General features: G+C 71.4%; 23 protein-coding genes and 1 pseudogene. 12 read left to right on the top strand and 12 right to left on the bottom strand.

The window, feature by feature from the left end; all coding sequences use genetic code 11:
- The first annotated feature begins 69 nt into the window (after positions 1-69).
- The 3 genes from ACZ3I3_RS14510 (at position 70) to ACZ3I3_RS14500 (ending at position 1,591) form a co-directional block, all read left to right on the top strand.
- On the top strand, positions 70-450 hold the full coding sequence (locus tag ACZ3I3_RS14510; protein ID WP_003993396.1) for a helix-turn-helix domain-containing protein: 381 nt from the start codon (positions 70-72) through the stop codon (positions 448-450).
- A 222-nt stretch (positions 451-672) separates the two neighbouring features.
- On the top strand, positions 673-1,143 hold the full coding sequence (locus ACZ3I3_RS14505) for a Dps family protein (RefSeq protein ID WP_467364964.1): 471 nt from the start codon (positions 673-675) through the stop codon (positions 1,141-1,143).
- A 190-nt stretch (positions 1,144-1,333) separates the two neighbouring features.
- Positions 1,334-1,591, top strand: coding sequence for a hypothetical protein (locus ACZ3I3_RS14500; protein ID WP_467364962.1), 258 nt, complete (start codon positions 1,334-1,336; stop codon positions 1,589-1,591).
- Between the two features lie 108 nt (positions 1,592-1,699).
- On the opposite strand, the gene ACZ3I3_RS14495 is transcribed toward ACZ3I3_RS14500, so the two are convergent.
- From ACZ3I3_RS14495 to ACZ3I3_RS14485, 3 genes are read right to left on the bottom strand one after another with little or no spacing between them, the layout of a single operon-like run.
- The gene (locus ACZ3I3_RS14495) at positions 1,700-2,464 is read right to left on the bottom strand and encodes an SDR family NAD(P)-dependent oxidoreductase (protein WP_467364961.1); all 765 of its coding nucleotides are present in this window, start codon (positions 2,462-2,464) and stop codon (positions 1,700-1,702) included.
- A gap of 32 nt (positions 2,465-2,496) precedes the next feature.
- Positions 2,497-3,318, bottom strand: coding sequence for an Fpg/Nei family DNA glycosylase (locus tag ACZ3I3_RS14490; RefSeq protein WP_467364959.1), 822 nt, complete (start codon positions 3,316-3,318; stop codon positions 2,497-2,499).
- 29 nt (positions 3,319-3,347) lie between these two features.
- The gene (locus ACZ3I3_RS14485; protein ID WP_467364957.1) at positions 3,348-8,348 is read right to left on the bottom strand and encodes an ATP-dependent helicase; all 5,001 of its coding nucleotides are present in this window, start codon (positions 8,346-8,348) and stop codon (positions 3,348-3,350) included.
- 92 nt (positions 8,349-8,440) lie between these two features.
- Here ACZ3I3_RS14485 and ACZ3I3_RS14480 point away from each other — a divergent pair.
- The 3 genes and pseudogenes from ACZ3I3_RS14480 to ACZ3I3_RS14470 all read left to right on the top strand — a co-directional run bounded on the left by ACZ3I3_RS14480 (position 8,441) and on the right by ACZ3I3_RS14470 (position 10,321).
- Positions 8,441-9,414: pseudogene (locus ACZ3I3_RS14480) on the top strand (AraC family transcriptional regulator).
- Entirely contained in the window at positions 9,309-10,016 is a 708-nt protein-coding gene (locus ACZ3I3_RS14475) for an AzlC family ABC transporter permease (protein ID WP_467365003.1), read from the top strand. Before ACZ3I3_RS14480 ends, ACZ3I3_RS14475 begins: the two are co-directional and overlap by 106 nt.
- Positions 10,013-10,321 (top strand): AzlD domain-containing protein, encoded by a 309-nt coding sequence (locus tag ACZ3I3_RS14470; protein ID WP_467364955.1) that lies wholly within the window; start codon positions 10,013-10,015, stop codon positions 10,319-10,321. Before ACZ3I3_RS14475 ends, ACZ3I3_RS14470 begins: the two co-directional genes overlap by 4 nt.
- Here ACZ3I3_RS14470 and ACZ3I3_RS14465 read toward each other — a convergent pair whose 3' ends face one another.
- Positions 10,322-11,266, bottom strand: a complete 945-nt coding sequence (locus ACZ3I3_RS14465) for a hypothetical protein (protein WP_467364953.1) — start codon at positions 11,264-11,266, stop codon at positions 10,322-10,324.
- 80 nt (positions 11,267-11,346) lie between these two features.
- On the opposite strand from ACZ3I3_RS14465, the gene ACZ3I3_RS14460 reads away from it, so the two are divergent.
- From ACZ3I3_RS14460 to recX, 4 genes are all read left to right on the top strand, one after another.
- Positions 11,347-11,541 carry a DUF3046 domain-containing protein gene (locus ACZ3I3_RS14460; RefSeq protein ID WP_467364951.1) on the top strand — a complete coding sequence of 65 codons (195 nt, stop codon included), beginning with the start codon at positions 11,347-11,349 and terminating at the stop codon, positions 11,539-11,541.
- 84 nt (positions 11,542-11,625) lie between these two features.
- Positions 11,626-12,897: an AI-2E family transporter gene (locus ACZ3I3_RS14455; RefSeq protein ID WP_467364949.1), complete on the top strand. Its 1,272-nt coding sequence runs from the start codon at positions 11,626-11,628 to the stop codon at positions 12,895-12,897.
- Between the two features lie 229 nt (positions 12,898-13,126).
- Positions 13,127-14,251 carry a recombinase RecA gene (gene recA, locus ACZ3I3_RS14450; RefSeq protein WP_467364947.1) on the top strand — a complete coding sequence of 375 codons (1,125 nt, stop codon included), beginning with the start codon at positions 13,127-13,129 and terminating at the stop codon, positions 14,249-14,251.
- 3 nt (positions 14,252-14,254) lie between these two features.
- Positions 14,255-15,094 carry a recombination regulator RecX gene (gene recX, locus ACZ3I3_RS14445; protein WP_467364945.1) on the top strand — a complete coding sequence of 280 codons (840 nt, stop codon included), beginning with the start codon at positions 14,255-14,257 and terminating at the stop codon, positions 15,092-15,094.
- A 43-nt stretch (positions 15,095-15,137) separates the two neighbouring features.
- Here recX and ACZ3I3_RS14440 read toward each other — a convergent pair whose 3' ends face one another.
- The 8 genes from ACZ3I3_RS14440 to ACZ3I3_RS14405 all read right to left on the bottom strand — a co-directional run bounded on the left by ACZ3I3_RS14440 (position 15,138) and on the right by ACZ3I3_RS14405 (position 21,772).
- Positions 15,138-15,566: a rhodanese-like domain-containing protein gene (locus ACZ3I3_RS14440; RefSeq protein ID WP_467365002.1), complete on the bottom strand. Its 429-nt coding sequence runs from the start codon at positions 15,564-15,566 to the stop codon at positions 15,138-15,140.
- A 17-nt stretch (positions 15,567-15,583) separates the two neighbouring features.
- On the bottom strand, positions 15,584-16,201 hold the full coding sequence (locus ACZ3I3_RS14435) for a cupin domain-containing protein (RefSeq protein WP_467364943.1): 618 nt from the start codon (positions 16,199-16,201) through the stop codon (positions 15,584-15,586).
- A 99-nt stretch (positions 16,202-16,300) separates the two neighbouring features.
- The gene (locus ACZ3I3_RS14430) at positions 16,301-16,372 is read right to left on the bottom strand and encodes a putative leader peptide (RefSeq protein ID WP_309544753.1); all 72 of its coding nucleotides are present in this window, start codon (positions 16,370-16,372) and stop codon (positions 16,301-16,303) included.
- A gap of 108 nt (positions 16,373-16,480) precedes the next feature.
- Positions 16,481-18,088, bottom strand: coding sequence for an FAD-dependent monooxygenase (locus ACZ3I3_RS14425; RefSeq protein WP_467364941.1), 1,608 nt, complete (start codon positions 18,086-18,088; stop codon positions 16,481-16,483).
- A 272-nt stretch (positions 18,089-18,360) separates the two neighbouring features.
- The gene (locus ACZ3I3_RS14420; RefSeq protein ID WP_467364939.1) at positions 18,361-19,269 is read right to left on the bottom strand and encodes an amino acid ABC transporter permease; all 909 of its coding nucleotides are present in this window, start codon (positions 19,267-19,269) and stop codon (positions 18,361-18,363) included.
- The gene (locus ACZ3I3_RS14415) at positions 19,266-19,943 is read right to left on the bottom strand and encodes an amino acid ABC transporter permease (protein ID WP_467364937.1); all 678 of its coding nucleotides are present in this window, start codon (positions 19,941-19,943) and stop codon (positions 19,266-19,268) included. The genes ACZ3I3_RS14420 and ACZ3I3_RS14415 overlap by 4 nt, the downstream gene beginning before the upstream one ends.
- A 128-nt stretch (positions 19,944-20,071) precedes the next feature.
- Positions 20,072-20,920, bottom strand: a complete 849-nt coding sequence (locus tag ACZ3I3_RS14410; protein ID WP_467364935.1) for a glutamate ABC transporter substrate-binding protein — start codon at positions 20,918-20,920, stop codon at positions 20,072-20,074.
- Between the two features lie 75 nt (positions 20,921-20,995).
- Entirely contained in the window at positions 20,996-21,772 is a 777-nt protein-coding gene (locus ACZ3I3_RS14405; RefSeq protein WP_467364934.1) for an amino acid ABC transporter ATP-binding protein, read from the bottom strand.
- 290 nt (positions 21,773-22,062) lie between these two features.
- Here ACZ3I3_RS14405 and ACZ3I3_RS14400 point away from each other — a divergent pair, with 290 nt between their 5' ends.
- Complete coding sequence (locus tag ACZ3I3_RS14400) at positions 22,063-22,749, top strand: response regulator transcription factor (protein WP_467364932.1); 687 nt, start codon at positions 22,063-22,065, stop codon at positions 22,747-22,749.
- Between the two features lie 9 nt (positions 22,750-22,758).
- Entirely contained in the window at positions 22,759-24,162 is a 1,404-nt protein-coding gene (locus ACZ3I3_RS14395; protein WP_467364930.1) for a sensor histidine kinase, read from the top strand.
- Positions 24,163-24,210: the final 48 nt, after the last annotated feature.

Raw genomic sequence — 24,210 nt, 5'->3', positions numbered from 1 at the left:
GGCCGCGGCGCAAGGCGGTACGGTGGGGCGTAATGGATGCGGCTACGCGGTCCGAGGAGGGAGCCACCGATGATTCTGCTCCGTCGCCTGCTGGGTGACGTGCTGCGTCGGCAGCGCCAGCGCCAGGGCCGTACTCTGCGCGAAGTCTCCTCGTCCGCCCGAGTCTCACTCGGCTATCTCTCCGAGGTGGAGCGGGGGCAGAAGGAGGCTTCCTCCGAACTGCTCTCCGCCATCTGCGACGCGCTGGACGTACGGATGTCCGAGCTCATGCGGGAAGTGAGCGACGAGCTCGCCCTGGCCGAGCTGGCCCAGTCCGCTGCGGCCACCCCCAGCGAACCTGTGCCCACGCCGGTTCGCCCGATGCTGGGTTCCGTTTCGGTGACCGGTGTGCCACCCGAACGGGTGACCATCAAGGCGCCCGCCGAGGCGGTGGACGTCGTCGCCGCGTGACGCTTCGCGCGTGCGTGGCATGAACGAGCGGCGCTGACCAGGCGTCGACACTGGTGAGGCCCCGGCCGGGGTTCTCCGGGAGATCCGGAGGAGTGACGGTCGGGGTTTTCGCTTGCCCGCAGACGGTCGGGCGGTTTTAGGGCCGATTTGTCTGCGTTTGCCCGTGGGGCTTGTGACGGTCATCGTTGAGGGGATGGCCGGGGAAAGCCAACGGAGGTGCGGATGTACGTCGTGAAGAGCCCGCTGTCCGACGCGAGCCTGAAGACCGTGTCCGAGGCGTTGCAGGGCGCCCTCGTCGACCTGGTGGACCTCGCCCTCGTGGCGAAGCAGATCCACTGGAACGTGGTGGGACCGCGCTTCCGTTCCGTGCATCTCCAGCTCGACGAGGTCGTCGACATCGCGCGGAAGTACTCCGACACAGTGGCGGAGCGTTCCGCGGCGCTCGGGATCTCCCCCGACGGGCGGGCCGCGACGGTCGCCGTCGGCAGCGGGATCGGTGTGACCCCCGAGGGGTGGGTCGACGACACGACCGCCGTGGGGGCGCTCGTCGAGGCGCTGGGTGCGGTGATCGCCCGGATGCGGGAACGGGTCGAGGCGACCGGTGAGCCGGATCCGGTGAGCCAGGACATCTTCATCGGGATCACAGCGGACCTGGAGAAGCATCACTGGATGTTCCAGGCCGAGAACGGGTGACCGCAGCGGGCACGGCAGCGGGCGACGGGCCGGCCGGAGGGCTCGCCGTTCGGGGTTTCGCGGCTCGCGGTCTCGCGGCTCGCGGTCTCGTAGCTCGGCGCAGTGGGGCGCGCGGTGCGCCTGTGTGCCGTTGGTGCGCCCTGTCCGCCGGCCCGGGCGGCCGAATAGCGTCGGGCTGGAGGTGGCGGCCATGGCGGGGATAGGGCGCTGGGGGGCCCGCGGAGCTGTGCTGGGGCTGGGAGCGCTGTGGTGGTGGGCGGTGCTGCGGCTGGTGGTCGCGCCCGGGGCCGGGGTGCTGGAGGCGACGGTCGCGGCCGGGGGATGGGGGCTGAGCGTGCTGCCGGTGCACTGCATGCCGAAGGGGCGGGCGGAGGGGGCTGTGAGTACGGGGCGGTGGCGGAGGGTGCTGGGGGTAGGAGGCCGGGGTGTGGTGTCGCGGAGGGGGTGATGCCGTGGCGGGATGCTTCGGGGTGCGGGGGACGGTGCGCGGGTGTGCGGGTGTGCCAGATGTGTCTGTGTCTTACCCAAGGGCATCGCCATACCGCGGTCCGGGGACTCACCAGGGCATCGCAACGCCGCCGTTCGGGCGGATGATCTGGCCCGTCGTGAACGACGAGGCGTCGGAGGCCAGGTGCAGGACCGCGTGGGCGATGTCCTCGGGGGCGCCGACCCGGCCCAGGGGTGACATACGGGCCATGACCGCCTCTGTCTTCGCCTGGGCTTCGCTGTCGCGGCGGTCGGTCATGGGGGTGCGGATCCAGCCCGGCGCGACCGTGTTGACGCGGATGCCGTGCCGGCCCACCTCGGCCGCGAGGGTCTTGGTCAGCTGGACCACCGCCGCCTTGGCCGCGCCGTAGCAGAGCAGCCCTGGGGCGCCGGTGTCGACGGCGCCCGAGGCCATGGTGACGATGCTGCCCCCGGTGCCCCGGGCGATCATCAGGCGGGCCGTCTCCTGGCAGGCGTACAGCACTCCCTTGAAGTTGACGTCGAGTACTCGGTCGAGGTCCTCGTCCCGGGTCTCCAGAACCGGGCTGCTGTGCATGATCCCGGCGACCGCGGCCAGGACGTCCAGGCGTTCGCAGGAGGTGATGGCCTGCCTCAGCCGGGCGCGGTCGGTGACGTCGAGCTCGTGGGTGTGGGCGGTGCCGCCGCCGTCCTTGATCAGGGTTGCCGTCTCGTGCAGGCCCTCGGGGTCGCGGTCCGCGCAGTGCACGGTGGCGCCCGCCTCCCCGAGCAGCAGCGCCGAGGCGCGGCCAATGCCGCTCGCGGCTCCGGTGACGAACGCGGTGCGGCCGGTGAGGTCGTACGCCGTGACGGGCATACAGGGACCGTACGAGTGTTTCTGACGGGCCGTCAATTACTGCGGCCGCGCCGGGCAGGGGCCGGGGCGGGGCCCGGCTGGCAGGTGGGGCACCAGTACGTGGGGCGTTCGCGGGAGCCGTCGCCCTGGTCGGCGACGCGGACGGAGGTGTGGCAGCGCAGGCAGGGGCGGGGCGCCCGGCCGTACACGAAGAGGTCCTGGCCGCGGCGGCCCGTCGTCGTGCGGATCGGGCGGTCGCGGTTGGTCTCCAGCAGCCTCTTGGCGAGCGCTGGCAGCTGGGCGGCGCGCTCGGCGGGCAGGTCGCCGACGGGGAGCCAGGGGGTGATCCCGAGCAGGAAGCAGAGCTCGCTCTTGTAGACATTGCCGATACCGGCGAGGTTGCGCTGGTCGAGCAGGGCCTCGCCCAAGGGGCGGGCGGGGTCCTGCAGGAGATTGGCGAGGGCCCGGTCGGGGTCCCAGTCCGGGCCCAGGAGGTCGGGACCGAGGTGGCCGACCGCGCGGTGCTCGTCGGCGGTGCGCAGGAGGTCCAGGACAGGGAGGCGGTAGCCGACGGCCGTGCGGTCGGTGGTGCCGAGGATCGCGCGGATCTGGTGGCCGGGGCCGCCGCTCCAGCGCCGGCCGTTCTCGTACACCTTCCAGGAGCCGTCCATCCGCAGATGGGAGTGGAGGGTCAGGCCGCCCTCCACGCGGGTCAGGAGGTGTTTGCCGCGCGGGGTGACGTCGAGCACCGCACGGCCCGTGAGGTCGGCCGTGGCCAGTCGCGGCACCCGGAGGTCGCTGCGGGTCAGCACCTTGCCCGCGAGGGCGTTGTGCAGCCGGCTCGCGGTCTGCCAGACCGTGTCACCTTCGGGCATGGGTCAAGGGTGGCACGTCGCCGGGACCATCAGGCGCGCAGGCGGAGGCCACGGGGGGTCGCGATGAAGCCCGCTCCTTCCAGGAGGGTGCCGATGGGGGAGGTCAGGGCCTGGGCGCCGTTGACGCGCTCCACCGTGACCGTGCCGAGGGAGCCCGCGCGGGCGGCTGCGGCCAGGGCCTCCGACGCGGCGCGCAGGCGGGGGTCGTCGGTGGGGTCGCCGTCCGGGTCGGTGGCCCAGGCGAGCAGGGTCTTGCCGCCGCGCTCCATGTAGAGCGTCAGTTCGCCGTCGACGAGCACCACCAGGGAGCCCGCCTTGCGGCCCGGCTTGTGACCGGCGCCGGTCGGGGGCTCGGGCCAGGGCAGGGCGGCGCCGTACGCGTTCGCCGGATCGGCGGCGGCGAGGACGACGGCCCGGGAGGCGGGGTCCGGGCGGGTGCGGCGGCCCGGGGATCCGGGGGCGTACGGTGCGCGCCCGCCGTTCTGCCAGGGCGGGGGGTCCTGCGGGGCGAAGTCCCGCGGCGAGACGTACTCGTCCCGGGACGGCTGGGGGGTGGGGGTCACGTAGGCGGGGCCGAGGCTGGGGAAGCCGTCAGGGCCGGGGGCGCCGGAGTCGCCTGGGTCGCGGGGGTGCTCATGGGACGGGAGTCCGTCGTCCTGTCCGGTGAAGTCATGGGCGGTGAAGTCATGGGCGGCGAAGTCGTGAGCGGGGAAGTCCTGGGCGGGGAAGTCCTGGGCGGGGAACGGATCGAGGTCGGGGCCCGGAGGGGGGCCCGGCAGGTCTTCGCCGCGGTCGCGGGCGTTGGCCACCGCGCGCAGGCGGTCCACGGCGCCGTCCATCGCGAACTGCGCGGCGCCGAGGCCCTCCACGACGTAGCCGCGGCGGGCCTGGCCGCTCTCCTCGAAGACGGACAGGACGCGGTACGTTGCCGAGAAGCCGCCCTCGACACCCTCCGCCGAGACCGCGCCCCTGGTCACCACGCCGTGCCGGTCGAGGAGGGTGCGGGCGAGGGCGTGGGCCCGCACCGTCGGGTCCGGCTCATGGGCCGGGAGCAGGGACCAGCGGCCGGCGACGGTCGGCGGGCCGGAGCGGGAGGCGGGCCGGGCCGCGGCCGTCAGGGAGCCGTAGCGGCCGCGCGGAACCGCGCGCTTGGCGCGGTGGGCTGTGGAGCCGGCGGTACGGCCCGAGCCGAGCAGGGAGCGCATGGGGGCGAGCGTGTCGTTGGTCAGGCGTCCGGACCAGGCCAGGTCCCAGAGCGCGTCGGCCAGCTGGGGATCGGTGGCGTCGGGGTGGGTGGTGGCCCGGACCTGGTCGGCGATCTGGCGGAAGAACAGGCCGTAGCCGCCGGAGAGGATGTCCAGGACCGACTGGTGCAGGGCGGTCAGTTCCAAGGGGTGCGGCGGCGGCAGGAGCAGGGGGGCCGCGTCCGCCAGGTAGAGGGAGACCCAGCCGTCCTTGCCGGGGAGGGAGCCCGCCCCGGCCCAGACGACCTCTCCGGCGGCGGTGAGCTCGTCCAGCATGGCCGGGTTGTAGTTCACGACCCGCGAGGGCAGGACCAGCTTCTCCAGGGCGGAGGCGGGCACGGACGCGCCCTGCACCTGCTCGATGGCGCGCACCAGGCCGTCGATGCCGCGCAGGGAGTGCCCCTTGCCGATGTGCTGCCACTGGGGAAGGAACTGGGCGAGCGCGGCCGGCGGCACCGGCTCCAATTCATGGCGCAGGGCGGCCAGGGAACGACGGCGCAGCCGGCGCAGCACGGCCGCGTCGCACCACTCCTGGCCGATCCCGGCCGGGTGGAACTCGCCCTGGACGACCCGGCCCGCCGCGGCCATCCGCTGGAGGGCGCCCTCGGTGACGGCCACGCCCAGGCCGAAGCGGGCCGCCGCAGTGGTCGAGGTGAACGGGCCGTGGGTGCGGGCGTAGCGCGCGAGGAGGTCGCCGAGCGGGTCCTTGACGGGCTCGGTGAAGGCCTCCGGGACGCCGACCGGCAGGGCGGTGCCCAGTGCGTCGCGCAGCCGGCCCGCGTCCTCGATCGCCGCCCAGTGGTCGCTGCCCGCGATCCGGACCCGGATGGCCCGGCGGGCGCCGGCCAGGTCCTCAGCCCACTGCGGTTCGGCGCCCCGCTCGGCCAGTTCCGCGTCCGTGAGCGGGCCGAGGAGGCGGAGGAGGTCCGCGACCCCTTCGGCGTCCTTGACGCGGCGGTCCTCGGTGAGCCACTGAAGCTCCCGCTCCAGCTCCGTGAGCACCTCCGCGTCGAGCAGCTCGCGCAGCTCCGCCTGGCCCAGCAGCTCGGCCAGCAGCCGTGAGTCCAGCGACAGGGCGGCGGCCCGGCGCTCGGCGAGCGGGGAGTCGCCCTCGTACAGGAACTGGGCGACGTAGCCGAAGAGGAGAGAGCGGGCGAAGGGGGACGGCTCGGGGGTGCTGACCTCGATGAGGCGCACCTTGCGGGACTCCAGGTCGCCCATCAGCTCGACGAGACCGGGGACGTCGAAGACGTCCTGGAGGCACTCGCGGACCGCCTCCAGGACGATCGGGAACGAGCCGAACTCGCTCGCCACCTGGAGTAGCTGGGAGGCGCGCTGGCGCTGCTGCCACAGAGGCGTGCGCTTGCCCGGGTTGCGGCGCGGGAGCAGCAGCGCGCGGGCGGCGCACTCGCGGAATCGGGCCGCGAACAGCGCCGAGCTGCCCACCTGGTCGGTGACGACCTGATCGACCTCGCCCTTGTCGAAGACGACGTCGGCGGCGCCCACGGGGGCCTGCTCGGCGTCGTACTCCCGGCCCATCTTCACCGGCTCCTGGTCCAGCAGGTCGAGGCCCATCAGGTCCGCGTCCGGCAGACGCAGCACGATGCCGTCGTCGGCGTGCATGACCTGCGCGTCCATCCCGTAGCGCTCGGAGAGCTTCGCGCCGAGCGCGAGGGCCCAGGGCGCGTGCACCTGGGCGCCGAAGGGCGAGTGCACGACCACGCGCCAGTCGCCGAGCTCGTCGCGGAAGCGCTCCACGACGATCGTCCGGTCGTCCGGGACGTGGCCGCAGGCCTCGCGCTGCTCGTCCAGGTACGACAGCACGTTGTCCGCCGCCCAGGCGTCCAGGCCGGCGGCGAGGAGGCGCAGCCGGGCGTCGTCCTTGGACAGCGAGCCGACCTCACGCAGGAACGCGCCCACCGCCCGGCCCAGTTCGAGCGGGCGGCCCAGCTGGTCGCCCTTCCAGAAGGGCAGCCGGCCCGGCACGCCCGGGGCGGGGGAGACCAGGACGCGGTCGCGGGTGATGTCCTCGATGCGCCAGGAACTCGTGCCGAGCGTGAAGACGTCACCGACGCGGGACTCGTAGACCATCTCCTCGTCGAGCTCGCCGACCCGGCCGCCGCCCTTCTTCGGGTCGGCACCGGCGAGGAAGACGCCGAAGAGGCCGCGGTCGGGGATCGTGCCCCCGGAGGTGACGGCGAGGCGCTGGGCGCCGGGGCGGCCTGTGATCTCGCCGGTGACGCGGTCCCACACCACGCGCGGGCGCAGCTCGGCGAAGGCGTCGGACGGGTAGCGGCCGGCCAGCATGTCGAGGACCGCCGTGAAGGCCGACTCCGGGAGCGAGGCGAAGGGGGCGGCCCGTCGGACGGCGGCGAGGAGGTCGTCGAACTGCCAGGTGTCCATGGCCGTCATGGCGACGATCTGCTGGGCCAGGACGTCCAACGGGTTGGCGGGGACCCTGAGGGACTCGATGGCGCCGGTCCGCATGCGCTCGGTGACCACCGCCGCCTGGACCAGGTCACCGCGGTACTTCGGGAAGACCACGCCGGTGGAGACCGCGCCCACCTGGTGGCCCGCCCGGCCGACGCGTTGCAGGCCGGAGGCCACCGAGGGGGGTGATTCGACCTGGACCACCAGGTCGACCGCGCCCATGTCGATGCCCAGTTCGAGACTGGAGGTGGCCACGACCGCGGGGAGGCGGCCCGCCTTGAGGTCCTCCTCGACGAGGGCACGCTGTTCCTTGGACACCGAGCCGTGGTGGGCGCGGGCGATGACCTGGGGTGCGCCCTGGGCGGCTCCCGAGCCGCCCATGAGCTCGGCGGGGGAGTGGTGCTCGTCGAGGGTCTCGCCCGTGGCCCGTTCGTACGCGATCTCGTTCAGGCGGTTGCACAGGCGCTCCGCGAGGCGGCGGGAGTTCGCGAAGACGATCGTGGAGCGGTGGGACTGGACGAGGTCGGTGATCCGCTCCTCCACATGCGGCCAGATCGACGGGCGCTCGGCGCCCTCCGAGCCGTCCGCCACCGGGGAGCCGCCCAGTTCGCCCAGGTCCTCGACCGGGACGACCACGGAGAGGTCGAATTCCTTGCCCGACTCCGGCTGGACGATTTCCACCTTGCGGCGGGGCGAGAGGAATCGGGCCACCTCGTCGACCGGGCGGACCGTCGCGGACAGGCCGATGCGGCGGGCGGGCTTGGGGAGGATCTCGTCCAGCCGCTCCAGGGAGAGCGCGAGGTGGGCGCCGCGTTTGGTGCCCGCGACCGCGTGCACCTCGTCGAGGATCACTGTCTCCACGCCGGTCAGCGCGTCGCGCGTGGCCGACGTCAGCATCAGGAACAGCGATTCGGGGGTGGTGATCAGGATGTCCGGCGGGCGGGTGGACAGGGCGCGCCGCTCGGCGGCGGGGGTGTCGCCCGAGCGGATGCCCACCTTGACCTCGGGCTCGGGCAGGCCCATCCGTACGGATTCCTGGCGGATGCCGGTCAGGGGGCTGCGGAGGTTGCGCTCGACGTCCACGGCCAGGGCCTTCAGCGGGGAGATGTACAGCACCCGGCAGCGCTTCCTGGGGTCGGCGGGGGGAGGGGTCGAGGCGAGCTGGTCCAGGGCGGCGAGGAAGGCGGCCAGGGTCTTGCCGGAGCCGGTGGGGGCGACGACCAGCACGTCCGAACCTTCGTGGATGGCCTGCCACGCACCGGACTGGGCCGTGGTGGGCGCCGAGAAGGCGCCCGAGAACCAGGCGCGGGTCGCGGGGGAGAAGCCGTCCAGGGGTCCGGGTGCTTTGCTGGGCATGCGTCCATCGTGCACCCCGGCACTGACAACGGGAGGCCGAGGCGGTTCCGCCTGCCGTTTCGTGGTCGGCCGGGGGACCGGACAATGGCCGTATGAGCGAGCGTGCGCGGCACTGGCAGTACGAGGAGCTGCCCGGGGTGGATCTGCTGCGGGCCCGGTACGTGCGGAAGACGTTCGTGCGGCATACGCACGAGAACTTCGTGATCGCCGCCATCGCCGACGGGGTGGAGGTCTTCCACCACGGCGGGGGCGACCAGTACGCGGGCGCCGGTGCGCTCGCGCTGGTGAATCCGGATACGCCGCACACGGGGCGGGCCGGTGTGCCCGAGGGGTGGCGGTACGGGGCCGTGTATCCGTCCGTCGACGTGGTGGCGGAGATCGCGGCCGAGACCACGACGCTGCGGGGGACACCGGGGTTCGTCAGCCCGGTGGTGGATGACCCGTATGCCGTCGGGCTGGTGCATCAGGTGCTGCGCGCCGCCGACGAGGGCAACGCGCTGGCCGCGGACACACTGCTGCGGGTCGCCGTGACCAGGTTGCTGCGGCTGAACGGCGGGCCCATGCCGCGTCGGGAGGTGCGGACGGCGGGGGCCCGGGTCGCCGCACGCGCGCGTGCCGTGCTGGAGGAGCGGATGGCTCGGCCGCCGACCCTGGAGCGGTTGGCGGCCGATCTCGGGACCAGCCCGTTCGCCTTGCTGCGGGCCTTCCGGGACGCCTACGGGATGCCGCCGCACGCGTGGCTCACGGACGCGCGGGTACGGCGGGCGCGGCGGCTGCTGGACCTCGGGACGGCACCCTCGGAGGTCGCCGTGACCGTGGGATTCACCGACCAGCCGCATCTCAACCGGCACTTCAGCCGGATGGTCGGGGTGCCTCCCGGGGCCTATCAGCGGGAGCGCAAGAACGTACAAGACCTGCGGTAGCGGCGCCTCGTAGCGTGCGGGCGTGGCAGATCGGACAATTCTCGGAGATACAGAGACCGGTGGGAAGACGGACCGGGCCGTCGTGCGGGACGCCCTGGGGGTCGGGGTGGCCGTCGGGCTCTCCGGCTTCGCCTTCGGGGTGACGTCGGCGGGCGCCGGACTCACGCTGATGCAGACGTGCGCGCTCAGTCTGCTGGTGTTCACCGGGGCGTCCCAGTTCGCCCTGGTGGGCGCCCTCGCGGCCGGTGGCGGCCCGTTCACGGCGGCGGCCGGGGCCTTCTTCCTGGGCGTGCGGAACGCCTTCTACGGCCTGCGTCTGTCGCAGGTGCTGGCCCTCCCGCGCGCGGTGCGGCCGTTCGCCGCCCAGTGGGTGATCGACGAGACGGCCGCCGTCGCGCTAGCACAGCCCACGCGGCGCAGTGCGCGGATCGGGTTCCTGGTGACGGGACTGAGCCTGTACGTCCTGTGGAACCTCACCACGCTGCTCGGTGCCCTGGGCGCCGAGGCCATCGGGGACACCGACGCCTGGGGGCTGGACGCGGCGGGACCCGCGGTGTTCCTGGCGCTGCTCGCGCCGATGCTGAAGACCGGCACCGAGCGGGCCGTCGCCGGGCTCGCCGTGCTGCTGGGGCTCGGGTTGCTGCCGGTGCTGCCCGCCGGCGTGCCGGTTCTGCTGGCCGCGCTGGCGGCGCCGGTCGTGCTCTGGGCGGACGGCCGTCGCAAGGGACAGGGGGAGCAGGAGTGAACGTCTGGATCGCGATCGGTGTGACCGTCCTCGGGTGCTACGCCGTCAAGCTGGCCGGGCTGCTGGTGCCCGCGGGGGCTCTCGAGCGGCCCGTCGTGAAGCGGCTCGCCGCGCTGCTGCCCGTCGCGCTGCTGGCGGCCCTCACGGCCCAGCAGACCTTCGCCGACGGGCAGACGCTGGTCCTGGACGCGCGGGCCGCCGGACTCGGAGCCGCCGCCGTGGCGCTGATGCTGCGGGCACCGTTCCTGCTCGTCGTCGCGGCGGCCGTGGTGGTGACCGCGGGAGTGCGGGCCATGGGGGCCTGATCAGCCGATGCCCCGGCCGTATGCCCTGAGGGTGAGCAGGGCCTCGATCGTCACCGCTGGACGGGCCTCCAGGGCGGGAGCCGGGGCCCAGCGGCGCCAGCTGAGGGGCCAGCCGCCGTCCTCCTGCTGCCGGGCCGCGAGGTGGTCCAGGGAGCGGGCCATCTCGTCGTCCGTGAACCACGCGCGCGCGAGGGAGCTCGGTGTCCTCGCGTAGTCGTACGGGAAGTGGTGCTCGCCCGGGGCGTAACCGGGAGAGACCGGGTACGCGTCCAGGTCGTCGGGGTCCAGAGCCGCCAGACGGTGCTCGCGGACCAGACGGCCCAGACGGTCGGCGGCCGCCTCCGCGCGCGGGCGGTCCGGGGCGGAGTCGAGGAAGGCCACGGCGGCCTCGATCTCGTACGGGTGGGACTTCTCCAGGGACTCGACCGCCTGCCAGCAGAAGTCCGTGGCCCGGAACAGCCAGGCGTGCCACACCTCGTTGCGGTGCAGCAGCCCCACCACCGGCCCGGTGGCCAGGAGGTCGCTGGGCGGGTCGTCCACGACCGGCACGAAGGGTGCCGCCGGGTAGCCGCGCTGGCTGGGGTGGATCGCCGGGAGGGCGCCGTCCGCCGAGGAGACGGACGTCAGATAGCGGCACACGTGTTCCACCCGCTGACCGGCGCAGCGCCCCACGGCGTCCAGGACGCGCAGCGCGCGGGCGGTGTGCAGCGGCTGGCTGACCGGTCCGCGCAGATCGGGCTCCAGCGCGTGGCCGTACCCGCCGTCCTCGTTGCGGTAGGCGTCCAGGGCGGTCTCCACCGGGTCGGCGCCGCCGCCCCGGAAGTGGTGGGCGAAGAGGCGCTGCTCGAGCACGCGCGCGGTGAGCCAGACGAAGCGCTCCGCACGCGCCACGGGGGTGTGCGGCGGGGGCGACTGGGGGAGTGAGGGAGCTCCTGTTTCGGCCATGGATCAGACCGTAGGACGGAACACGGCGCCGGCAGGCGGTCCCGGCCCAGGCCCACCCTCAGGGGCGGGATACTGGAGTCATGCGGTTGACGGTCTTCTGGCAGCGGATGGCGGAGCACTTCGGTCCGGGGTACGCGGACACCTTCGCGCGTGACCATGTGATGGCGGAGCTCGGCGGTCGCACCGTCCACGAGGCGCTCGACGCCGGCTGGGGCGCCAAGGAGGTCTGGCAGGTGGTGTGCGCGGTGATGGACGTGCCGAGGGAGAAGCGTTGACCCGTCGTGGAGACCGCTGACCGACGGCCCACGAAGATCGCAGGCGGGCAGACGGCTGTCGGTGGCGTGGGTGAGACTTGGTGCGTGGCACCCACTGACGAGACCGGGCAGGCAGCCCCGCAGTCCTCCCCGTTCGGTACGACACCGCCCGCCCCGCCCCCGCCCCCGGCCGGAGACACTGGGGCGAACGGCCGCATGCCGCGCTGGCTGCCGCGCGCCCTGGTGCTCGCACTCACCCTCGTCGCCCTGTTCCAGCTGGGCACTTGGGCCTTCCACCAGCTCACCGGCCTGCTGATCAACATCCTCATCGCGTTCTTCCTGGCGCTCGCCATAGAACCGGCGGTGAGCTGGATGGCCTCGCGCGGGATGCGCCGGGGACTGGCCACGTTCATCGTCTTCATCGGCGTGATCATCGTGGCGGCGGGTTTCGTCACGCTGCTCGGCTCCATCCTCGCGGACCAGATCATCAAAATGATCGAGGGCTTCCCGGCCTACCTCGACTCCGTCATCAACTGGATCAACACGCACTTCAAGACCGACCTGAAACGCGTGGACATCCAGGAGGGCCTCCTGCGCTCCGACTGGCTGCGCAACTACGTGCAGAACAGCGCCACGGGTGTCCTGGACGTCTCTGCCCAGGTCATCGGGGGCCTCTTCCAACTGCTGACGATCGCGCTGTTCTCGTTCTACTTCGCCGCGGACGGCCCGCGACTGCGCCGCACGATCTGCTCCCTCCTGCCGCCCGCCCGGCAGGCCGAGGTGCTGCGCGCCTGGGAGATCGCCGTGAACAAGACCGGCGGCTACATCTACTCGCGCGGCCTGATGGCACTGATCTCCGGCATAGCGCACTTCGTCCTCCTGCAGGCCCTGGACGTGCCCTACGCGCCCGTGCTCGCCGTGTGGGTGGGCCTGGTGTCGCAGTTCATCCCCACCATCGGCACGTATCTCGCGGGCGCGCTGCCCATGCTGATCGCGTTCACGGTCAACCCCTGGTACGCGCTGTGGGTGCTGATCTTCGTGGTGATCTACCAGCAGTTCGAGAACTACGTGCTCCAGCCGAAGCTGACGTCCAAGACCGTCGACATCCACCCGGCGGTCGCCTTCGGCTCGGTCATCGCGGGCACCGCGCTCCTGGGCGCGGTCGGCGCGCTGATCGCCATTCCCGCCATCGCCACGCTCCAGGCCTTCCTGGGGGCGTACGTGAAGCGGTACGCCGTCACGGACGACCCCCGGGTGCACGGCCATCGCCGACGCGGGGAGGGGCCGAGCCTCGTCTCGCGCGCGAGGCAGCTGTGGGTACGGCGGGCCGGGACGGAGCGGCCCGAGGACGGGGAGTCCGGGCAGGGCCCGGACTGAGTCGCCGCCGGGTGTCACGCAGGTGCCCTGTGGTGCGCTTGACACGAAAATCGAACATCCATTCTTATGGAGTCTCCGGCGAAGCTCAACGACGGGCAGTTCGACGTACTTTGGGTGGAGAAGTGCCCGAGTTATCCACAGGCCGGACGTGCGTCGAGGCGCATTGTCAGTGGCAGGCGTTAGCGTCTTTGACGTGAAGCGATCGACTCAAGCAAATCGGGTGGAACCCATGGCAGGAACCGACCGCGAGAAGGCCCTGGATGCCGCTCTCGCACAGATTGAACGGCAATTCGGCAAGGGCGCGGTCATGCGCATGGGTGACCGGACGAATGAGCCCATCGAGGTCATCCCGACCGGATCCACCGCCCTCGACGTGGCCCTCGGCGTGGGCGGCCTGCCCCGCGGCCGTGTCGTGGAGATCTATGGACCGGAGTCCTCCGGTAAGACCACCCTGACCCTGCACGCGGTGGCGAACGCGCAGAAGGCCGGTGGCCAGGTCGCCTTCGTCGACGCGGAGCACGCACTCGACCCCGAGTACGCGAAGAAGCTCGGCGTCGACATCGACAACCTCATCCTCTCCCAGCCGGACAACGGCGAGCAGGCCCTGGAGATCGTGGACATGCTGGTCCGCTCCGGTGCCCTCGACCTCATCGTCATCGACTCCGTCGCGGCGCTCGTCCCGCGCGCGGAGATCGAGGGCGAGATGGGCGACAGCCACGTGGGTCTGCAGGCCCGTCTGATGAGCCAGGCCCTGCGGAAGATCACCAGCGCGCTCAACCAGTCCAAGACCACCGCGATCTTCATCAACCAGCTCCGCGAGAAGATCGGCGTGATGTTCGGCTCCCCGGAGACCACGACCGGTGGCCGGGCGCTGAAGTTCTACGCCTCGGTGCGTATCGACATCCGCCGCATCGAGACCCTGAAGGACGGCACGGACGCGGTCGGCAACCGCACCCGCTGCAAGGTCGTCAAGAACAAGGTCGCGCCGCCCTTCAAGCAGGCCGAGTTCGACATCCTCTACGGTCACGGCATCAGCCGCGAGGGCGGCCTGATCGACATGGGCGTGGAGCACGGCTTCGTCCGCAAGGCCGGCGCCTGGTACACGTACGAGGGCGACCAGCTCGGCCAGGGCAAGGAGAACGCGCGCAACTTCCTGAAGGACAACCCCGACCTGGCCAACGAGATCGAGAAGAAGATCAAGGAGAAGCTGGGCGTCGGCGTGCGTCCCGAGGAGCCGGCCGTCGAGCCGGGCACGGACGCGGCGGTTTCTCCGGCACCGGCCGAGGCTGCGGCGGTCCCCGCCCCGGCACCGGCCAAGACCGCCAAGTCCAAGGCCGCCGCAGCCAAGAGCTGACCCGTGACACGACGAACCGACTGGGCGGAGTACGAGTACGCCGCCTCCGGTGCCCCACGGGGGAGGGGCACCGGAGGGGAGACGGGCTCGGCCGTGGACGGGGAGGACGGGCGGTACGAGGCTGACGGGCCGTACGGGGACGCCTCCCTGGGCGGCGGCCCGTCCGGCAGAGGCTCATCGGCTGGAGGCGCACGCGGAGGCGGTTCCTCCAGGGACGGCTCGCGCGGCGATGGGCCGCCCGGCAGGCGTGGACGTGGGCGCCGCCGGCGCGGCTTCGACGCGGCGGATGCCGAAAGCGGAGGTTCTCTCTCCTCGTCGAGGGCCGAGCAGGGGGAACCTCCGGGGGACCCGGTCGAGCAGGCTCGGGCGATCTGCCTGCGCCTGCTCACCGGGACCCCGCGGACCCGCAAGCAACTCGCCGACGCCCTGCGCAAGCGGCAGATCCCGGACGACGCCGCCGAGGAGGTGCTGTCGCGGTTCGAAGAGGTAGGCCTCATCAATGACGGCGCCTTCGCGGACGCCTGGGTGGAATCCCGGCACCACGGCCGGGGACTGGCCCGGCGTGCGCTCGCCCGGGAGCTGCGGACCAAGGGCGTCGACTCCACGCTGATCGACGAGGCCGTCTCCCAGCTCGACTCCGAGCAGGAGGAGGAGACCGCGCGGGAACTCGTCGCGCGCAAGCTCCGCTCCACCCGGGGGCTCGACCGGGACAAGCGGCTCCGCCGCCTCGCGGGCATGCTCGCCCGCAAGGGCTACCCCGAGGGCATGGCCCTGCGCGTGGTCCGGCAGGCGCTGGAGGAGGAGGGCGAGGACACGGAGTTCCTCGGGGACGAGGGGGTCTGAGGCGCGACCCTCATGGGGCCGCGCCGCTGTCGAGCCCCCGGAGTCACACCACCGGAAGCCCCGCCGCCCGCCAAGCCTGGAACCCGCCGACCAGATCAGTGGCCCGGTGCAGTCCCAGCTGGTGCAGGGACTGGACCGCCAGGCTGGAGGCGTACCCCTCGTTGCAGATCACGACGACGCGCAGGGCGTGGCTCGTCGCCTCGGGGAGACGGTGGCTGCCCTGCGGGTCGAGGCGCCACTCCAGCTCGTTGCGCTCGACGACGAGGGCGCCGGAGATCAGACCGTCCCGTTCGCGCAGGGCCGCGTAGCGGATGTCCACCAGCAGCGCGTCACCGGCCAGCGCGGCCTCGTACGCCTCCTGCGGCTCGATCCGCTCGTAGCCCGCCCGCACGCGCTCCAGCAACTCATCAATACCGACGGGACGTTGGACACCACCACCACTGCTGCTGCCACTGCCGTTACCGTCACTCACCCGCTCGTGCGTCGCGCTCACTGCCAGTCCTCCGGTCGTTCCACCTGCTCGAGCCGCAGAATCGACCCGCTGCGGCTGTAGCGGCGGATCCGCGGCAGGGGCGGGTAGTAGGCGTGGACGGAGATCGCATGCCGGTCGGGGGACTCGTTGAGCACCTCGTGGACGTGGTGGCGGCCGAAGGCGCGGCCCTGGCCGGACCGCAGCCGGCGTTCGCGGTCGACACCGTCGGTGAGCTCCAGCGTCTTCCAGCCGTCGGTGGGCAGCCGCGCGGCAAGTGAGTTCTCCTTGAGCTCGCCCGACGCGGTCAGGAAGGCGCCGACGGAGTCGGCGTGGTCGTGCCAGCCGGTGCCCGTGCCGGGCGGCCAGCCGATCAGCCAGGCCTCGCTGCCGCCGGGCCCGTCCAGCCGCACCCAGGTGCGGCCTTCCGGGTCGAGCGGCAGGGAGGCGATCAGTTCGGTGTCGGCGGCCGTACGCCGCACGAAGTCGAAGAGGTCGGCCTGAGCGGGCGTCGAAACGGCGGAGGAGGCAGACGATGAGCCGGAAGCGGATCCGGGGGTGGATCCCGGAGCGGATCCCGGAGCGGATCCCGGAGAGGAGACAGCGGGGGATGCGGAAGGGGATGGGGATACAGACACGGGTGCCGTCCTGACGGTCCTGATGAGGGTTCGCGGATCAGGCGCGTCGGCCGCGGCAGACAGAGCGCGGCGCGCGCACAGAGGAAGAGGGAGGCGAAGTCAGCAGGACGGGCGACACACGCAGCCCGCATAGCGGACGAGGTCCATATGGACCCTCCGCCACAGGCGCACACAGGTGTCGGTCACGCACCGGAGTACACCATGACCGCCCGGACCGGTCAACTCACTGTCACCATGCGGACGCACGGTGACAGTGAGCACGTCACCCCGGTGCCGGCGTCAGCGAGAGCCGGCCGACGCACCGGCTTCGGCCCGTGCCTTCACCGGCCCGCCCACCACGGCCTCCGCCGCCGCGTACAGGTCGTCCGGGCGCACTCCGCTCAGCGCGGTGACGAGGTGCCCGTCGGGCCGCACCAGGAGCACCGTGTGCGCGGCAGCACCCGGATAGCTCTCGGCGACCAGTAGTTCGGCGGGGTGCGGCAGTGCCGTGACGGCGGCCGCGAGCCGGGGCATAATGCCGGCGCTGACCCAGTGCTTGCGCTCCCACACACCCGTGCCCGGCGCGATGAGCACCACGAGCAGCGCGCCGCGGCCGAGCCGGTCCCGCAGCCGTACGAAGGTGCCGTCCTCGGCGGTGACCCGCACGTCGGTGACCGGGGCTCCGGGCGGTGTGTCGACGGGGGTCTCTCCCTCGAGGCGTGGGGGCGCGAGGGGCGAGTCGGCGTACGCCCCCGGCGCGCCCAGTTGGCCATGCCCCAAGTGACCGTCCGTGAGGAGCGCGTCGTGGCCCCGGGACGAGCCGGGGACGTAGGAGCGCAGGCCTCCGCCGCCGCGCAGCAGTGGCAGTGCCTGGTCGGCAGCGCGCAACCGGGCGGCGACGACCGCCCGGCGCTCGGTCTGGTAGCTGTCGAGGAGCGCGTCGTGCGGCCCGTGGTGCCAGGCCAGGGCCAGCTTCCAGGCGAGGTTGTCCGCGTCCCTGAGGCCCTCGTCAAGACCGTGCGTGCCCAGCGCGCCGAGCAGGTGGGCCGCGTCCCCGGCGAGGAAGACGCGGTCGGCGCGCCAGCGGCGGGCCAGCCGGTGGTGGACCGTGTGGACTCCGGTGTCCAGCAGTTCGTACGGCGGGGTCGTGCCGCCCGACCAGCCGGCCAGGGTCTCCCGGATGCGGGTCAGCAGCAGTTCGGGGGTGACCAGGTCCTTGCCGGGCGGCAGGAGCCAGTCCAGACGCCAGACGCCGTCGGGCAGCGGGCGCGCGGTGACCTCACCTGCCGAGGGGCCCGACATGCGCCACGGTGGCATGCGGTGCAGCAACGCCTCGTCGTGCCAGGGCAGTTCCGTACGCAGCGCGGCAACGGCGTGACGTTCCACCGCCGTACGGCCCGGGAAGCGGATGTCCTGGAGTTTGCGCACGGTCGAGCGTGGGCCGTCGCAGCCGACCAGATAACTGCCGCGCCACCAGGTGCCTTTGGGGCCGCGGGTGTGGGCCGTGACGCCCGAGGACTCCTGTTCGATGTCGTCGAGCCGGCTCTCCACCGCGACCTTGACGAGCCGTTCGCCGGAAAGGGCCGCGCGCAGGGCGCCGGTCAGCACGTGCTGGGCGATGTGGAGGGGGGCGGGCTCGGTGCCGTCGAAAACGATCTCGCGCATCACCTGCTTGCGCCGCATCGACCGCCATCCGGCCCAGTGGGCACCGGCCCGGGACAGGGGCACGCCGGTCAGCCGTTCCACGAGAGCGGCGGTGTCCTCGCGCAGGACGACGGTGCGCGCCGCACGGGGTTCGTCCTTGCCCGGCCCCTCGTCGAGGACGACGCACGGCACCTCCTGACGCGCCAGCGCCAGGGCGAGCGTGAGCCCGACGGGCCCCGCTCCGACGATGATCACCGGGTCCACGGCGCGGCGCCCCCTGCCCGTGGTGATGTCCTGAGAGACGTAGGTGAACAGGAAGTTGGAGCAGGGTGCACGATCACAGAACGTATGCAACCCATTGCCGGTGCTTGCGTCAAGTGACCGGCGGCCGGTGGCGATCATGCCGCCGCACCAAGGGTAGCCGGGCGGCACGCTCGTCACTTGGTGGGTGGCCGGGAGCCGGATGGCTCAGGTCTCGGCAGGACTGTGGCCCGCCAGAAATCTGGCGGGCCACAGTCCTGCCGGTTGGCGGGCCGTCAGAGCCTGCCCTCGGCACCAGTGCCGTAGGTGCCGCCCACCTCGGCCGCGTTCACGTCGTCGACCTTGTCGGCACCGAGAACAGCCCCTGTGCTGCGCTTGCTGCGGCGCAGCCTGCCCTCCAGCCAGGAGGCGAAGGAGGTGAGGATGAAGTTCAGGATGATGAAGATGACCGCCACGACGATGAAGCTGGGGATGACGTTCGCGTAGTTGGCCGCGAGCGTCGCACGTGTGCTGAGCAGCTCGGTGAACCCGAGCATCACGCCGCCCAGCGCGGTGTCCTTCACGATGACGACCAGCTGGCTGACGATGGCGGGCAGCATGGCGGTGACGGCCTGCGGGAGCAGGATGCTCGACATCGTCTGGCTCTTGCGCAGGCCGATCGCCATGGCGGCCTCCGACTGCCCCTTGGGCAGGGAGAGGATGCCCGCGCGGACGATCTCGGCGAGGACCGACGCGTTGTAGAGCACCAGTCCGGTGACGACCGCGTACAGGGGCCGCTCATCGCTGGGGATGCCCGTAGAGCGGACGTAGAACTCGTTGGCGAACAGCATGAGCAGCAGCACCGGAATGGCCCGGAAGAACTCGACCACGGCGCCGGCCGGGATGCGCACCCAGCGGTGGTCGGACAGGCGCAGGATGCCCAGGACGGCGCCCAGCGGGAGGGCGATGACCATGGCGAGGGCTGAGGCCTTCAGCGTGTCGCCCAGACCGGGCAGCAGATAGGTCGTCCAGGCCTCGGACGTGGTGAACGGCTTCCAGAGGGACCACTCCAGCTGGTTCTTGTCGTCCAGCGTCTGCCAGACCCACCACAGGAGCAGGGCGAGCAGAACGAAGAAGAGCACCGAGAACAGCAGGTTGCGCCGCTTGGCCTTCGGGCCCGGGGCGTCGTAGAGAACGGACGTCATCGCTTCACCGCCAGTCGCTTGCTCAGCCAGCCGAGGATCAGGCCGGTGGGCAGAGTCAGTACCACGAACCCGAAGGCGAAGATCGCGCCGATGAGCAGCGTCTGTGCCTCGTTCTCGATCATCTCCTTCATCAGGAGGGCGGCCTCAGCCACGCCGATCGCAGCCGCCACGGTGGTGTTCTTGGTCAACGCGATGAGCACGTTGGCCAGGGGTCCGATGACGGAGCGGAACGCCTGCGGCAGTACGACGAGCCTCAGTACCTGACTGAAGCTGAGCCCGATGGCCCGTGCCGCCTCCGCTTGACCGACGGGCACGGTGTTGATGCCGGAGCGGATGGCTTCGCAGACGAAGGCAGCCGTATAGGCAATGAGACCGAGGAGAGCCAGTCGGAAGTTCTTGAGCTCGAAGTCATCGGTCGCGCCCATCGTCATGCCGAAGATGTCGGCGAGGCCGAGCGACGTGAAGACGATGATGACGGTCAGCGGGATGTTCCGGACAACGTTCACGTAGGCAGTGCCGAAACCGCGCATCAGTGGGACGGGGCTGACCCGCATGGCCGCCAGGAGGGTGCCCCAGATCAGGGAACCGATGGCCGAGAAGACGGTGAGCTGAATTGTGACCCAGAAAGCGCCCAGCACGGACGGGTCGTCATATTTTGAAAGAAAGTCGAACACGATCTCCCGCGCTTCCGGGTGGGTGGCGTAGGTGGCGGACGTGGCGCGCCGCCGTCAGAGACGTGATAGCGGCGCGCCTGCGGATCCCCGCAGGGACTGCGGGGATCCTGCGTCGGCGAAGTCCCGCGTTACTGGACGATCTGGCCGATCTTCGGGGCGGGCTCGTTCTTGTAGTTCGCCGGGCCGAAGTTCTCCTTGACGGCCTTGTCCCAGGACTTGTCGCTGACCATCTTCTCGAGGGCGGCGTTGACCTTGTCGAGGGTCGCCTTGTCGCCCTTCTTGACGCCGATGCCGTAGTTCTCGTTGCTCAGCTTCAGGCCGGCCAGCTTGAACTGACCCTTGTACTGCTCCTGCGCGGCGTAACCCGCGAGGATCGAGTCGTCGGTGGTCAGCGCGTCCACGGCACCGCTCTGCAGGGCGGCGAGGCACTCCGAGTAGCCACCGCGCTGGTCCAGCTGGGCCTTCGGTGCGAAGTCGTCCTTGACGTTCTGCGCCGAGGTCGAGCCGGCCACCGAGCACAGCTTCTTCTCGTTCAGGTCCGTGGCCTTGGTGATGTCCGAGTCCTTCTTCACCAGCAGGTCCTGGTGGGCCAGCAGGTACGGACCGGCGAAGTCGACCTTCTGCTTGCGCTCGTCGGTGATCGAGTACGTGGCCGCGATCATCTTCACGTCACCGCGGGACAGCGCGTTCTCGCGGTCGGCGCTCTTGGTCTCGACCCACTCGATCTGGTCGGGCTTGTAGCCCAGTTCCTTGGCCACGTACGTCGCCACGTCCACGTCGAAGCCGGAGAAGGAACCGTCGGGCTCCTTCAGGCCCAGACCGGGCTGGTCGTACTTGATGCCGATCTTGATCTTGTCGCCGCCGCCGGAGCCGGAGCCGGAGTTCGAGTCACCGCCGTCATCGCCACCACAGGCGGTGGCGGTCAGGGCGAGAACGAGAGCGGTGGCGGCTGCGGCGGAGACCTTGCGGAGCTTCATGGTGAACATCCTTTGCCGTGAAGAGAAAAACCGTCGTTTCGGGTGACGCGGGTCGTCGCAGGAGCGACGCGCGCCCTAGTGATGCAGGATCTTCGACAAGAAGTCCTTGGCACGGTCGCTGCGCGGGTTGCTGAAGAACTGGTCGGGCGCAGCCTCCTCGACGATTCGGCCGTCCGCCATGAACACCACGCGGTTTGCGGCCGATCGTGCGAAACCCATCTCATGGGTGACGACGATCATGGTCATGCCGTCCCGGGCGAGCTGCTGCATGACCTCCAGCACCTCGTTGATCATCTCGGGGTCGAGCGCGGAGGTCGGCTCGTCGAAGAGCATGACCTTCGGCTCCATGGCCAGTGCCCGCGCGATCGCGACGCGCTGCTGCTGGCCGCCGGAGAGCTGTGCCGGGTACTTCTCGGCCTGCGCGGTCACGCCGACCCGGTCGAGCAGGGCACGGGCCCGCTCCTCGGCCGCGGCCTTGTCCTTCTTGCGGACCTTGATCTGGCCGAGCATCACGTTCTCGAGCACGGTCTTGTGCGCGAAGAGATTGAAGGACTGGAAGACCATCCCGACGTCGGCCCGCAGCCGGGCCAGCTCCCTGCCCTCGGAGGGCAGCGGCTTGCCGTCGATCGTGATCGAGCCGGAGTCGATCGTCTCCAGGCGGTTGATGGTGCGGCACAGCGTGGACTTGCCGGACCCGGAGGGTCCGATGACCACGACGACTTCACCGCGCGCGATCGTCAGGTCGATGTCCTGGAGTACGTGCAACGCGCCGAAGTGCTTGTTGACGCTCTTCAGGACGACCAGTTCTCCGGTCGCGGCCACATCTTCCTTGGCCACCGATACTTCGGTCATCGCTCTCAGGCTCCGTCCTCCTCGGTTTCGGAGGACAGTAGTAACCCTCTACGACCTGCGTCATTACATCTGAGGGGAATCTGAGCATCACGATCCGATAGCAATCGGACACGTGTCGTAGCACTTATGGGCAGCGCTCATATCGGCCGGGTAACGGAAGCTCTCCGCAACCGGAACCCTCTTGACGCCGTCCTCATCCATCAGCGTGACTGCACAAGGTGCACGCGCGCGCGTGCACGCGTTTTTGTACACAGATAGATCGTACGACCAGTGAACCGAAGGGGGCCCGGGTGAGACTGCTGCTCGTCGAGGACGACAACCACGTCGCCGCCGCCCTGTCGGCGGTCCTGGCGCGGCACGGGTTCGACGTCACGCACGCGCGCAGCGGCGAAGAGGCCCTTCAGGCGCTGGTCCCGGAGGTCGACGGCTTCGGTGTCGTCCTGCTCGACCTCGGCCTGCCCGACCAGGACGGATACGAGGTCTGCGGCAAGATCCGCAAGCGCACCAGCACACCGGTGATCATGGTCACCGCCCGCTCCGACGTGCGCTCCCGCATCCACGGCCTCAACCTCGGCGCCGACGACTACGTGGTGAAGCCGTACGACACCGGGGAACTGCTCGCCCGCATCCACGCGGTCAGCCGGCGCACCTCGCAGGAGGACACCTCCAGCGGCATCGAGACGGAGCTGCGCCTCGGCCCGGTGCACATCGAACTGCCCACGCGCCGGGTCAGCGTGGACGGAACCGTGATCCAGCTGACCCGCAAGGAGTTCGATCTCCTGGCCCTGCTCGCGCAGCGGCCCGGGGTGGTCTTCCGCCGGGAGCAGATCATCAGCGAGGTGTGGCGGACCAGCTGGGAGGGGACCGGGCGCACGCTGGAGGTGCACGTGGCGTCCCTGCGCTCCAAGCTGCGGATGCCGGCCCTCATCGAGACCGTACGCGGAGTCGGCTACCGGCTCGTCGCGCCTGCCGGATAGCGGGGCCGCGTGCGCACTCGTCTGCTCCCGCTGCTGATCGTCCTGATGGCGGCGGTGCTGCTCGCGCTCGGCGTCCCGCTCGCCGTCAGCCTGGCCGGCGCCCAGCAGCAGAAGGTCGTCGTCGACCGCATCGACGACACGGCGCGCTTCGCGGCCCTCGCCCAGTTCGTCACCGACTCGCCCACCGGGACCGCCAGCGCTTTCGAGAACGAGCGCCTGGCCACACTCGGCCGCGAACTCGACAACTACTACACGGTCTACGGCATCCGTGCCGGTGTCTTCTACCGCAGTGGCAGTGCCATGGCCCACGCACCTGCCCGGTGGTCCCTGCCGAAGGAGGGTGAGGTACGCGACGCCTTCGACGAGGCGCTGCTCAGCCGCCGCAGCCACGATCCGCGGCAGGTGTGGCCCTGGCAGCGCCGCAACCTGGTCGTCGCCTCGCCGGTCATCAGGGACGGTGACGTCGTCGCGGTCGTCGTCACCGACTCGCCCACCGGGCAGCTGCGCTCGCGCACGCTGCACGGCTGGCTGGTCATCGGCGCGGGGGAGTTCGCCGCGATGCTGCTGGCCGTCGGCGCCGCCCTGCGGCTGACCGGCTGGGTGCTCAAGCCCGTAAGGGTGCTGGACGCCACCACCCACGACATCGCCACGGGGCGGCTGAAGTCCCGGGTCGCCGCCGCCGGCGGTCCGCCGGAACTCAGGCGCCTGGCCCGGTCGTTCAACGAGATGGCGGACAACGTCGAGGACGTGCTGGAGCAGCAGCGCGCCTTCGTCGCCGATGCCTCGCACCAGCTGCGCAACCCGCTCGCGGCGCTGCTGCTGCGCATCGAGCTGCTCTCCTTCGAGCTGCCCGAGGGCAACAAGGAGATCGCCTCGGTCCAGTCCGAGGGCAAACGCCTCGCGCAGGTCCTGGACGATCTGCTCGACCTGGCCCTGGCCGAGCACACCGAGGCCGATCTGAAGATCACCGACATCGGCGAGCTCACGGCCGAACGGGTCGCGGCCTGGTCCCCGACCGCCGAGGCCAAGGGCGTACGCCTGGTGGCCGACTGCCCGCCGACGACCGCGTGGGCCGATCCGGTGGCGCTGTCCAGCGCGCTGGACGGGATCATCGACAACGCGGTGAAGTTCACGCCCGAGGGCCGGACCGTCGAGGTGACCGTCACCCCGAAGGGCGACACCTCCACCGTCGTCGTGACCGATGAGGGTCCGGGCCTCACCGACGAGGAACTGGCCCGCATCGGCGACCGCTTCTGGCGCAGCAGCCGCCACCAGAACATCAAGGGCTCGGGCCTGGGCCTGTCCATCTCGCGGGCGCTGCTCGCGGCGGGCGGCGGTTCGATCGCGTACGACCATCATGAGCCGCACGGGCTGAAGGTGACGGTGACGGTGCCCAGGGTCGGACCGGCGTAGCCGAGGGCGCCTCGGGCACGCGCGTCACCGAGGCCGAAGCCGAGGCCG

The organism is Streptomyces sp. NPDC016851 (assembly GCF_055562795.1).
Note: the sequence above shows the minus strand (reverse complement) of the source record. Positions and strands in the feature narration are given on the sequence as shown.